The 12,995-nt window shown below is 36.6% G+C and carries 7 protein-coding genes and 1 pseudogene; 1 reads left to right on the top strand and 7 read right to left on the bottom strand.

Going from position 1 to position 12,995, the window contains the following annotated elements:
* Positions 1–192: 192 nt before the first annotated feature.
* The gene (locus O3611_RS05305; RefSeq protein ID WP_371608036.1) at positions 193–6,624 is read right to left on the bottom strand and encodes a S8 family serine peptidase; all 6,432 of its coding nucleotides are present in this window, start codon (positions 6,622–6,624) and stop codon (positions 193–195) included.
* 272 nt (positions 6,625–6,896) lie between these two features.
* Between O3611_RS05305 and O3611_RS05300 the strand changes: the two are divergent.
* Positions 6,897–7,884: pseudogene (locus O3611_RS05300) on the top strand (transposase).
* Here the strand turns inward: O3611_RS05300 and O3611_RS05295 are convergent.
* From O3611_RS05295 to trmFO, 6 genes are all read right to left on the bottom strand, one after another.
* The gene (locus O3611_RS05295) at positions 7,843–8,829 is read right to left on the bottom strand and encodes a PhoH family protein (RefSeq protein ID WP_371608048.1); all 987 of its coding nucleotides are present in this window, start codon (positions 8,827–8,829) and stop codon (positions 7,843–7,845) included. The pseudogene O3611_RS05300 and the gene O3611_RS05295 overlap by 42 nt on opposite strands.
* Before the next feature lie 210 nt (positions 8,830–9,039).
* Positions 9,040–9,255 (bottom strand): YozE family protein, encoded by a 216-nt coding sequence (locus tag O3611_RS05290; protein ID WP_001232087.1) that lies wholly within the window; start codon positions 9,253–9,255, stop codon positions 9,040–9,042.
* Between the two features lie 8 nt (positions 9,256–9,263).
* Positions 9,264–10,118 carry an RNA-binding virulence regulatory protein CvfB gene (cvfB, locus tag O3611_RS05285; protein ID WP_371608035.1) on the bottom strand — a complete coding sequence of 285 codons (855 nt, stop codon included), beginning with the start codon at positions 10,116–10,118 and terminating at the stop codon, positions 9,264–9,266.
* Positions 10,119–10,178: 60 nt separating this feature from the next.
* Positions 10,179–10,736: a ribosome recycling factor gene (gene frr / locus O3611_RS05280; protein ID WP_001262232.1), complete on the bottom strand. Its 558-nt coding sequence runs from the start codon at positions 10,734–10,736 to the stop codon at positions 10,179–10,181.
* Between the two features lie 9 nt (positions 10,737–10,745).
* Positions 10,746–11,483 carry a UMP kinase gene (gene pyrH / locus O3611_RS05275; protein WP_000002996.1) on the bottom strand — a complete coding sequence of 246 codons (738 nt, stop codon included), beginning with the start codon at positions 11,481–11,483 and terminating at the stop codon, positions 10,746–10,748.
* Between the two features lie 83 nt (positions 11,484–11,566).
* Positions 11,567–12,901 (bottom strand): methylenetetrahydrofolate--tRNA-(uracil(54)-C(5))-methyltransferase (FADH(2)-oxidizing) TrmFO, encoded by a 1,335-nt coding sequence (gene trmFO / locus O3611_RS05270; RefSeq protein ID WP_371608034.1) that lies wholly within the window; start codon positions 12,899–12,901, stop codon positions 11,567–11,569.
* Positions 12,902–12,995: the final 94 nt, after the last annotated feature.

Below are 12,995 nucleotides of genomic sequence, written 5' to 3'. Positions count from 1 at the left end.
TATTTGTCAATACTAACCCTTTCAATCAATTCATTACTTACCTAAACTAAGTCCATTCATAAATCCAAAAAGGGTATCAATATCAAAGCAAACTAACTAATTGAGTTAAAAATGGCTATTTTCACAAAACTGTTTCATTATCACACTAGCTAATCTCAGTACATAAACCATTTTTTATCTATAGCTTTTGTCTTAATCTTGATCTTTTTTCTTCAATCCAAGAAATGCACCTACGGTAAATATTATTCCGGCAACTAATAACGTGAAGACTTCTCTAACTGTTCCAGTTTTTGGCAACCTATCAGAATTGTTAGTAGTTGATTTACTATCGATATCGGTATATTTATTAGCTATGCTGTCTTGTTCATTAAGATAAACATCCTTCTTAATTTCAAAGTTTTTATCATTTTTATCAGGAACAATACTGTTGACATCATTAGTTGAATCAGATTGTGTTTTTTCTTTCTTTTTGGATACATCAAAAGTAGGTTTATTTTCCTCCTCCTTTTTCTCCTCTATTTTCTTGAATACAGGTTTTATAAGGATATCTTTTGACACATTAATAACATAGCCAACGTCTTTTTTCCCTTCGACACCAGAAATTTCCCAACCATCAAATTGATAGCCTTTTTCTAATTTACCCTTATAGACAGGTAAAATGAAATCTTCTTCCGACACTATCGTTGAACTCATTTCTTTTCCATTTTGAATGGTCACAGTCACCGTATGAGCTTTTAATTCGCTCACCTCTCCCGTATCTTTGTTTAAAATGAATTCTTTTACGGTCGTATTTCTTGCAAAATCTTTTACAACAATCTTAATGTTTAGTGTCTTATCTGTTAGTTGTTTAATATCATCAAATGATTTATATTCTTTTCCATTTACATAAATATGTTTGTCTTGAATCTCACCATCGAATCCATTATTTCTTTTATCATTGATGTTAAAGACTACAGATTTTCCGTCAGCATATTCAATACTAGTATTTCCCTTAGGATCAATGTTTACTTCGGGTTTGACATTATCATATAAAAATTGATAGTGTACTCCAACCGCTTTCGCATTCAAATCGCTATAGCCAGTTTTAAGATAAACATTTCCATCCATATCTGTTACCTTATCTGGGAATCCGTTTGCTTTATAGTCTTTCATTCCCCAGTCCATGATGTCACCGTCTTTAACATTAAGCTTAACGTTAAAATCTCTAGTGTTATCAATGTGTAAATCTCCGTAGATTAAATAATTATCTACAACAGATTCATTAACTCTCAACTCCCAGTTAAAACCACCCTTATCAGAAATCTTACCTCTTAAATAAAATTCTGGATTTCGTACATAAATTTTATTAGATTTAGATGGATTAAAGTAGTTCTTGTCCATTGAAAGATTTACTGGTTTTGCATCAATAAATAACGTAGAGCCATCTTCTTTTATAGCTTCTACATTGGACATATCCTCTCCTGTATACTCTTTATCATCCTTACCAAATAATACAAGTTTAGAGGAATCTGTCACAAGATTTCCATCTTTATCGATTGCTTCCCCTTTATCATTCATTTTAAATGTAAACACTTGATACCTTACAATGTTAAAACCGTCCAAAGCCGACATTAATACTGATTGAGTACTTCTTCCATCTTCAACATTTCTACTATCAGCATAAATTGTTTTTTCTGATAAGACTCTTAGATTAGGATTGGCCTTTTGGATTTTTGCTATATCTTCCTTGTTATAGACTCCATTTCCTTCTAACATATCTGTTTTTCCAGGATTATAGGTAGTCACTTTTAGTGCATAGCCTTTTCTTAGAATGATGTTATCCTTTAACAGATATTGTTGTTTTTCTGAATCAGAATAGATTTTACCAGATTCCATGTCCGTTAAATTGTTTGGTTTGTTTTTTGAAAGATCTCCTTCTCCTAATTCTATTACATTCCCATAACTTGATGCATAGGGATATTCTGTCTTAGTTTCCTTATTTTTTTCAGGCATTCTAATTTTAGTTTCAGCTTTTATCTGATCATCATCTTTCACAAAGAATCTCATATCTCCTGAAAAAGCTAATCCATCCACAATATCATTAATATTAGCGTATAAATCAAATGTCATCGTTTTTGAGTGGGAATCATACTTGGTCGTTTTGATTTCTATCGATTTATATTTATTACCATAATATACCTTGGCATTTTTAGAAACATTACTTATCTTTCCAAGAATTTCAAAGTGTCCATCTTTAGACGGGCTTAGAACACCATAAATTTTTGATTTGATTTCGTCAAGTTTTTCAGTTTCATATTCTAAGGCGCTACCATCGTCATAAGCAATGATATTTCCCTTATCATCGTATTTATAATCGTATTCTTCTGTCCTCTTACCAGTTTCACTTGTAAAGTCATCAACTTCTCTAAATTTCTTTTTAATGAGTTTTTTCAAGTCTTTACTTTCAAACTCTCTAATTGTTGAAATCGTTTTATGAATAGTCAAACTAGATTTTTCTTCGATAGATTCTTCATTTTCTTGATGATGTTCTACTTCAGTTGTATCTTTTTTAAGACTATCCTCTTTTCTATTTTCTAAATTTTTAAATTTAGATTCGGCAATCTCGCCAAGTTTTTGGTATTTAGATGAATCTTGATCAGGATCTACTAGATAATAGGAAATCATTCCCCTTTCATCAGCATGATCAGCAAATTTAATTCTATGAATCTTTGTAAAATTGCTAGATCCATCTAATGCAATGACTTCAATGATTTTTCCTCTTAAATCTCCTGCACCATTAATTTCATAAATGGTATTTCCATCTTTGTCAAGTTTTCTGTTTCTTCCTTGACCCTCACCTGCATAAGTTACTTCAAGATTTTTCTCAACCTCTCCATCTTCATTAACAAGAGCGGCGCCAGCATACCAAACTTCGTTTGCAATCTCTTCAAATTTTTCAGGATGTTCTTTCTGATCTCTCGCAAATAAAGTTTCATTCTTGTATTGCTCTTTTACCTTGTGATAAGTATCCTTTGTGATCAGCTTAATTTTTTCAGGATTTGAAAAATCAACAGAAACAATCTTAGGTGCTGTGTTATCAATTTTTACAGGAATATAGGAAACTTGCCATGGATAATCTTTAGTTAATCTATATTTAAATTTATAGAAATATTGACCTTCCGCAATCGGTTCAAATTGACCTCTTATCTTAGTAGCAGGATCTTTGCTATCCTTGCTTTCTGGTGCATTTTCTTCTCTACCTCTAGGGTTATAGATGAGTCCATCCCACTTCAAGTCACCCCAAACTTTTAGCTTAGAAGATTTGATTCCCTTTGCATCATTTCTTTTAGAGTTTAAAATTCCTTTAATAAAGTGTTCTCTCGAAATGACTTTTAAGTCAATTTGATTTTCTCCCTCTTTATTTGTATTTACTATTGAAATCAATCCTTCTTCTGCACTTCTTAATACAAGTGGAGAAGGTGTTAATCCTCTCTCAAGTTGAGCATCTTGAGGATTTCCATTTGAATCTAAAGGATAAATTTTAGCAATATTAGAACCACTTGATGATGGTGCGTTGATCCCTTCGTTATTGAAAGCAAATAATTCTGGATTTTGATCTAGGGATGTTGTATTTTTATCTTTTCTATTTTGTATAACTCCTGCTGGATTAAATTTATCTATACCATGTTCTCCACCAATTCCCTTATTTAAGGTTCCTGGAATTTTTGGTTTACCATCATCATCATAACCTTCCATTGTTTTTGATTTTGAACCTTCTTCCCAGGCCCATTTATCAAGAATTGGTTCCTTGTTCCAATTTCCAGCAAATCCCATTAGAGGCATCGATAAAGAAGGTTGGAAATTTGTTTTCTTCCCGTTAGAGTTTAAAGCTTCCATTTCTTCCACTGACTCAAAATGAATAAATGATTCTACAAATTTATTTTTGTTTTTAGCCTCTCCAACGTTTATAACCGCATTTAAATCAAAGCTAGAATTTGGGCTTATAGTGAAAGTGTCATGCTCAAATGTAATATTTGCTCCTTTGATTTTTTCTGGGTGGATTTCTGGAACAATTTGCTTACCATCTGGAGATTTTTCATCTTTGTATGTTTCATCGAGTTTTAGTCTGTCAGTTAGAGCATCTGTAGTTATAGCAGATGCTGAAACTTTAAAGGTCAAAGGTCTGTTTGATGTATTGTGAAGCTTAATTGTAAAGTATTTTTTATCTCCTTTTATTTCTTTAAGAGAAATAGAACCATAAGAGTTTACCAAACCTTTAGAATCCGTATTTTTGAAAGTCGCTACGACCTCATTTCTTAAAGCATTGGCAACATTAATTAGACCTGCTCCCTGTTGTCTAGGTGATGCAAAGTATTGACTTTTTTCTTTCCAAGACGTTGCGTCCATCATAGGTCGCGCAGTATTTTGTAGGGCAATTTTTGTAAGACTTGTAAGATCTATTTTGTCATCTCCCTTAAGATTTTTCAACACAGGTCTTTCAAGCATTTCCTTTAACTTGGGTTTAATCAAAACAGTAGAAGCTGCTACGATTGGAGTTGCCATACTAGTCCCTGACATATAACCATAAGTTGATTTTCCATTAATGACATTAAGAGTAGATTTAATATTTTTACCAGGTGCTGAAACATCCGGTTTTAAAAGTAAATCTATTCTTGGCCCCCAAGATGTGGACCCTGCTGGAACTATGATATCTTCTTTATAGAGTTCTTTGTCTGTGTCAGGTGCAAACTTAAAGTCAATCTCTTTTTCGTCACCTACATTCGGTTTATTAGAATTATAACTTTCCATATCAATTGGATAGTATTGCTCCAATTTATCTTTAAAGTCTTCCTTTTTATTTCTTTTGACCTCTGTTTTTTTACCAGGGTTAATCATGTTCCATAGCTTTACACCATCATCTCCTGAAATTGAGAAAACTTGACTAGTAGTTCCTTCATCCTCCTCATATCCCATAGCTGGGAGCTCTGTCCAATTATCTCTATTGTAGTAATTTACAGTATTTACAACCATAATGGCGCGTGCGCCCTTATCCGTTGCTCGTTTAAAAGCATTTTTTAAATCCTTGGTATAAATTCGATCCATTACTGCAATTTTGCCCTTAAGATCCAATCCTATCAAATCTTTGTCTTGACCTTTGCCTATATATACAAAGTTTAATTTACTAGGAGCTTTTGAACCGTCTTCATTTGTTGTGATTTTATTCTTATCAAAAAAGGCTCCTATATTTCTGTATTTAAAATTTTCTCCACCTATGTTGACTTTATCAAACTCAACTGTCTGATTTTTAGCAGAAGCGACCGCTATCGCATCTTCATGTGCTGCAGTTCGCGTTACATTTCCAGTATCTGTCATTTTCAGATTATTATTTGCCACTAAATCCCATGAAGAACTTGAAGCAGAAGTCGCATAGTTCCCCGTAGCTACAACCATTGGAATGCCTGCTTTTCTTAACGCTCTAATAGCTTCCCAATATTTCTCACCTACAAGACCTGTTCCTGTAAAGCCAGATGATACTGAAACAACATCGACATTGTGTTTGATGGAATCTTCAATAGCATGAAACATTGTTTCATCTCCTGCGAAGCCAGATCCTGCGTCAGAGTACATTTTATAAGAGAAAATCTGTGCATTAGGCGCAATTCCATCTATTCCGTTAAAGTTTTTGATATCTTTTTCAGTATCATTTCCCGCAAGAATCCCTGCAATATGCATTCCATGTGGATCAAAATAATCGCTTCCATCATCAGCTTTTTCTACAGTAATTTTACCACCATTATAATAATTGAAAGCATGAGGGATTTTATCACTCAACCAGAAATTTTTATCAGTACCTTTTAAGTCTTCTTTTTTGAATCTCATTGAGCCTTTAGCATCATCATCAATCCTCATGGCCTTATGCCTATAATCTGTCCCGGTATCGATATTTGAAATGACCATACCTCTACCATCAAAATTTTTACCAAATGGAGCATTGATAGACTTTAGGTAATCAATTGCCTCTTCAACTCCAATTTCCTTTCTAGCATGATTCATCATTGGCTGGACTTTTTGTGATCGTTCAACCGATGAGATACCTTCTATTAGTTTAATTTTGTCCAGATTATCTGGAGTTGTTTCTATTGCAACACCATTAAAAACCGTATCATAAGTATATAAAACTTTTGTATCCTTAAGATTTGATAGTTCCTTGATTGCTTTTTCTCCAGATTCTTTATCTTTAAATTCAGCAATATAGACAAGTCTATCTTCTTTTTGGGGATTTTCTGTGTTTTTATTTACAAATGATTCCGCACGATTTCCTTGGAATTGATTGGAATCTTCTTTGATTTTTTCTTCTTCATTGCTAGTTTTGTTATCTATCTCAGGATTTTTACTAACAACTTCTTTTTCCTCAATAATTGTTGTTTTCTTCTCTTCGGTATCCTTTGAAGTCTCTATAGCATTATGAATATTTTCATGTTTTTCTTTATTTTCTGCTTCCTTATCTACTACTACTTTTTCTGTATCAGAGATAGTTAAAGTATCTTCAGAGCTAGATGTGTCTGCTAAGACTACCTCATTAGGGACATATGCTGCTAAAATAACTGCAGCTGTAGTTAATGACAATACTGTACTTTTTTTCATTTTAATTCCTTACATATTTATTTAAATTCCAATAGATAGTAAACTTTAACTTTGCTAGCCTTTGTTATAAAAAGTTTTATGAAGTATTATCTAGGAAATAGAGTAGTACATTTATATATAATTGTTAGCTCTCTGAAAAATAGTATATCAATTAAAAAAAGTTAAGTCAAGAAAAAATTAATACAGGTTAATTTTTTTATTAATGTGTGTTAATTTTGTAGAGTCCAAAGCTTTCGTGGTTAACTGGAATACATTATAAATACATTCACACCATCAAAAGTAGTAGCAATCAAGTTGAACCACTACTAAAACCACCAAAAACTCAGTTAAGTTTGGAAGTGAATCTTGCCTACGATATTCCATCAACTCACGAAGCGAGAATGATTAGCCCATTTGTTGACAATATCCCTTAGTCAAGTATTACTGAAATAGACCTCTCACACTGGCCGCCCTGCCTTTCATCCAACCATGCTCATGAAGATGACCATATTCGCTTATGGTCGTCAAGTGTTCTTTGGACGTAAAATCGTTCAAATGAACGAAGAAGTCATTCCCATGAAATGATTGAGCCAAGATACCTATGTTAGCTATAAAACGATTAATAACTTCCGCTCCAGTAAACATGCCAACAACCTAATCAAAATTGACTAAAAAGTACTAAACGAGTAGAGATACCCCAATGAACTGGGAATATCTTGAAGACACGGACCAGTTTATAAAGCCCGATGGCCTAGTTTATTCCTTTAAGAACTACTCTAGTCAAACCGATAAGTATGATTTTCAACGTGATTTCAAGATTTATGAGGCGGATAAAGTTCAAAACACTCCTGAGTTAGAACACTTGGCTAAAACGGATAGTGGGAATCAGAAACAAATCCATTATAATCCAACTTGGAATTACTTTAAGGAACTCCTTACGCAAACATTACATAGTGAAGAAGGCTCTCAAATTTATGCCAAACGGAAAATTGATGTTGAACCCGTTTTTGGTAGTTTTCGGCGTGCGCAGAGTGCATGTCAGAGGTAAACAAGCTGTCGCAACAGAGATAGGATTCATCTTCATGAGCATGAATCACACCAAATTGGCAAAGAATCTAGCATCTAAAACGTCCACCTATTCAAAAACCACACAGTGTTTCTTTCAGCTTGATTGTATTCACGACTGAAATCACTGTGTGGTTTTATTTAGAAGCTAGTTTTTGCCTAGGTCCTTTTTCCTTATTCTGTTTCTTCTTGGTTTTCTTCAGCTTTGACAGGTAGAGGTTCATAGGCTCTGATAATCTGAGCAACAACCGGATGACGAACCACATCCTTAGCCGAGAAGTGTACAAAGTCAATCTGGTGAATGCTCTTAAGTTTTTCTTGAGCATCAATCAAACCTGACTTGACGTTCCGAGGTAGGTCAATCTGGCTAATATCCCCATTGACAATCATTTTCGAGTTAAATCCAAGACGAGTCAAGAACATCTTCATCTGCATGATGGTTGTATTTTGCGCTTCATCCAAGATGACGAAGGCATCATCCAAGGTACGTCCACGCATATAGGCTAGAGGAGCAATTTCAATAATTTCACGTTCCATGAGACGGGTTGTTTGATCCTTCCCAAGAATCTGGTACAAGGCATCGTAAACAGGACGAAGGTAAGGATCTACCTTTTCCTTGAGATCACCTGGAAGAAATCCAAGGCTCTCTCCCGCTTCCACTGCTGGACGTGTCAATATGATTCGCTTGACTTGTCCACGCTTGAGAGCTGTTACGGCCAAAGTCACTGCTAAGAAGGTCTTACCTGTTCCTGCCGGCCCAATCCCAAAGGTCACATCGTGTTGCTTGACACTATCCACATAAAGCTTTTGACCCAAGGTTTTAACACGGATGGGCTTACCTGTATTATCCTTGATAATCTCTTCTTCATAGAGGGCGACAAACTTATCGATTTCATTATTCTTAACCATGGTAATGGCTGTCACCACGTCAGGAGTTCCGACAGTCATTCCACGATTAACCAAGACCATTAAGGCTTGGATAACTTGGCGGGCTTCCTCACAAGCATTCTCTGCTCCCAAGACTTGTACAATCTCTGTACGGGCATGGATGATGACATCTAACTCATCTTCCATCAGACGAAGGTGGCGCTCATTGGATCCAAAAAGGTGAAATAGGTCATCTGGATGACTCAGTTGAATATCTATTGAATGTTCCTTCAAACAAAGAACCTCTCTAATTCTCTTATTTCGTTTTATCATTTTGTTTTCTTTTAAGTATGAAATAACTTTCAAAAATCCTATCACTCTGACAATTCGTAATGGTAAACGAAACTTGTCAAAATAAGGAAAATCCTCATAAAAGATAAACTGAATGACTATATTATAGCAAAGAGGCTGAGAAATTACTATCCCAAACCTCATCTAGTAGCCTTAATGTTCTAAATATTCCTGCCAGATACGATCGAAGTCTCCCATATTAAAGGAAAAGCTAGCATGTTCCTCTAAAAAACGACTCACTTGATCGAAATCATCTGTATGTTTCGGAAAGGCGGACTCCTCAAAAGCCAGATCCGCTAAAATGGCTTTAGGACTATTACTTTTAGGATTTCGTTCTGTCATGAGCCAAGTATAAAATGATTTTCTCATAAGCCTCCCTAAATTAATTCGGTACCAAACTGATCTTGCTTGATTTTGCCAGCCTTCATCAAACCACCGAGTGCTTTTTTAAACTGACCTTTTGAAATACCGAAAGTAGCCTTGATATCATCTGGTGATGACTTATCATTCAAGGTCATGAAGCCACCATTGCTTTCCAAATAAGTCAAGATCATCTGCGCATCATTTTCCAACATCTCAAAAGAGCGTGGTTTTAAAGAGAGATTAAGCATTCGGTCAACCTCACGGAAACCAATGACACGCGTATCTAGCACTTGGCCCAAACGTGGTTCTGCATAGCGCTCACTTGGATGGATAAATCCAAGCATGTTGTTCTCTGGTAAATAGACGAAGGTTCCTGATAATTTGAGACGGTATACAATTGCAGGCCAATTTTGATTCTGCATGTTATTGTAGGCAGGACGTGCCAATCGTTGGAAATCTTCCTGATAAGCTAAGATTCCCCAGATACGGTCCTTCTTATCCACTTCTAGACGAATATAAAGTCGATCACCCTTCTTAGGCCAGAGCTCTTTAAGTTCAGGAAGAATATCTAGTGACACAACGATTTCCTTGTCTGGTAATCCTGTATCAACAAAAACCCCAAGGTCCTTACGAACCTCTGTTACTGTTCCCCAACCAAATTGTTCCTGAGTTGCAGTCACTTCTGTAGTAGTGAGACGCAATTTTTGCTTCATATCTGTGTAAGCAAAACCTTTGACCGTATCACCAACTGTATGCTGACCTTCTTCTTTAGCTAGGGCATATGTTTGACCATCCTTTTGAACAAAGTAAAAACGGTCATTTTCATCGATGATGAGTCCAACGATAAAACTTGCAAGATTTGTATTCATATTTCCTTCTTTCGAATAAAACTCAGCCAGCAATGCCAACTGAGTTTTTCTGTTTATTTCTTAGACTTCCAAGATTTCTTTTTCTTTGTTGGCAGTCATTTCATCGATGTGTTTAACAGCATCGTCTGTTGCTTTTTGAATATCTTTTTCAAGAGTCTTCAATTCGTCTTCAGTGATTTCTTTTGCTTTTTCTTGTTTCTTAGCTTCGTCCATAGCATCACGACGGATATTACGGATAGCAACTTTAGCATTCTCACCCACTTTTTTCACTTCTTTAGCAAGGTCGCGACGAGTTTCTTCTGTAAGAGCTGGGATTACCAAGCGAATAACAGAACCATCGTTAGCTGGTGTGATACCTAGGTCTGAAGCATTCAAAGCACGTTCGATATCTTTCAAAGATGATTTGTCAAATGGTGTTACCAACAAGACACGCGCTTCTGGGATTGTGATAGAAGCAATTTGGTTAAGTGGTGTTTCAACACCATAGTACTCAACGTGGATGCGGTCAAGCAAGCTAGCATTAGCACGTCCAGCACGAATACTTCCAAACTCACGAGCAAGTGAGTGGTGAGATTGGGTCATTCTCTCTTTTGCTTTTTCTACGATTGCGTTTGCCATAATGATTTCTTATTCCTTTTCTTCGATATTATTTGAAACTGTAGTTCCGATATTTTCACCAAATACAACACGTTTGATGTTGCCTGGTTGGTTCATATTGAAGACAACCAAGTCAATGTCGTTGTCCATTGAGAGGGTTGAAGCTGTTGAGTCCATGATACGAAGACCTTTGTTGATAACGTCACGGTGGGTCAATTCTTCAAACTTAACGGCTGTCTTATCTTTCTTAGGATCGGCATTGTAAACACCGTCGACACCATTTTTAGCCATAAGGATGGCATCTGCTTCGATTTCAGCTGCACGAAGGGCCGCTGTTGTATCTGTTGAGAAGTATGGTGAACCAATTCCAGCACCAAAGATAACGATACGGCCTTTTTCAAGGTGACGAAGGGCACGTCCACGTACATAAGGCTCTGCTACTTGTTGCATAGCAATAGCTGTTTGTACACGTGTATCAACACCGACTTGTTGCAATGAATCTGCCATCACAAGAGCATTCATAACAGTCCCAAGCATTCCAGTGTAATCTGCCTGAACACGGTCCATACCTGCTTCTGCAGCAGGTTCTCCACGCCAGAGATTTCCTCCACCGATAACAAGGGCAATTTCGATACCTAAGCTATGAACTTCTTGAATCTCTTTTGCGATTGTTTGAACTGTTTGGATATCAATCCCTACGCCACGTTCACCGGCAAGGGCTTCACCTGATAACTTAATTAAAATACGTTTATACTTGGGATTCGCCATTTTCACTCTCCTTTTTTTATCCTACCTATTTTATCACAATTTCTAAGATTTTTATAGTATCATGAGCAATTCTTTCAAAAAAATTAGACCGTTAAAAATTCCTCTAAATCGTTAAGGGCACGCTCTGCAATTTTTTCATAACGAGCCTTCTTATCACGGATACGCTCGCCTTCCAACTCTTTGATAATCCCAAAATTGACATTCATTGGTTGAAAATGTTTGCTATCAGCGTGAGTGATATAATGAGCCAGACTTCCAATCGCTGTGGTCTCTGGGAAGATAGCTTCACTTTCACCCTTGAAAAGACGAGCAGCGTTAACCCCAGCAACTAAGCCTGATGCTGCTGATTCAACATAGCCTTCCACACCCGTCATTTGACCAGCAAAGAAGAGGTTTGGTTGTTTCTTAGAACGGTAGGTCTGTTCAAGAAGATTTGGTGAATCCATATAAGAATTGCGGTGCATGACCCCATAACGAACAAACTCCGCATTTTCAAGACCTGGAATCATTTGGAAGACACGCTTTTGTTCTCCCCATTTAAGGTGAGTTTGGAAACCAACGATGTTATAAAGACTACCTGCAGCATTGTCCTGACGAAGCTGAACGACCGCATAAGGAGTTTTAAATTCTCCATCACGAGGACCTGTGTAATCGTCTGGATACTCCAAACCAACTGGCTTCATGGGTCCATAGAGCATGGTTTTGATGCCTCGTTTAGCCATGACTTCGATTGGCATACAGCCTTCAAAGTATTTTTCTTTTTCAAAAGAGTTAAGAGGTGCTTCTTCTGCATTAACCAAAGCTTCATGGAAATCCATAAACTCTTGCTTGGTCATCGGAGCATTGAGATAGGCAGCTTCTCCCTTATCATAACGAGATTTGAGATAAACCTTGTTCATATCGATTGTATTGACATCCACAATAGGCGCTGCAGCATCGTAAAAATAAAAACCGTCACCGCCATTAAGAGCATGAATTTTCTCAGCAAGTGCATCACTAGTCAAAGGTCCAGTCGCTACAACTGTAATAGCATCTGTTGGCAATTCTGTAATTTCGTCACGAACGACCTCAATCAAGGGATGGTTGGCAATCTTCTCAGTAACCATTTGAGAAAAACCGTCACGGTCAACCGCGAGAGCACCACCAGCAGGAACACGCGTTGCTTCTGCTGATTCCAAGATAAGAGAACCTAGACGACGCATTTCTTCCTTGAGGAGACCTACAGCATTTGTAAGAGCATCTCCACGCAAGGAATTAGAACACACTAATTCTGCAAAATTGTCAGTTTTGTGTTGCGGTGTTGACTTGACACCACGCATTTCATAAAGTTTAACTGGAATACCACGCTCTGCGATTTGGTAGGCTGCTTCAGAACCTGCCAAACCAGCACCGATAACATTGATATAAGATTGAGACACGACACTAATACCTCTTTGGGAGTGTGAAGTAAAGATTCACATAAAAAAAGCCAACCGAACTTTTCTCGCTTTCGAGTTTTCAGGCTCAGGCTGA

This window comes from Streptococcus sp. 27098_8_91 (assembly GCF_041432385.1).
Classification (GTDB): Bacteria; Bacillota; Bacilli; order Lactobacillales; family Streptococcaceae; genus Streptococcus.
The sequence above is the reverse complement of the archived record's forward strand: the minus strand, read 5'-3'. Positions and strand labels throughout refer to the sequence as shown.

Bases quoted from the DNA above. Each gene is read 5' to 3' on its own strand.
- O3611_RS05305 (WP_371608036.1), bottom strand. From the start codon at position 6,624: ATGAAAAAAAGTACAGTATTGTCATTAACTACAGCTGCAGTTATTTTA.
- O3611_RS05290 (WP_001232087.1), bottom strand. From the start codon at position 9,255: ATGAGAAAATCATTTTATACTTGGCTCATGACAGAACGAAATCCTAAA.
- cvfB (WP_371608035.1), bottom strand. From the start codon at position 10,118: ATGAATACAAATCTTGCAAGTTTTATCGTTGGACTCATCATCGATGAA.
- frr (WP_001262232.1), bottom strand. From the start codon at position 10,736: ATGGCAAACGCAATCGTAGAAAAAGCAAAAGAGAGAATGACCCAATCT.
- pyrH (WP_000002996.1), bottom strand. From the start codon at position 11,483: ATGGCGAATCCCAAGTATAAACGTATTTTAATTAAGTTATCAGGTGAA.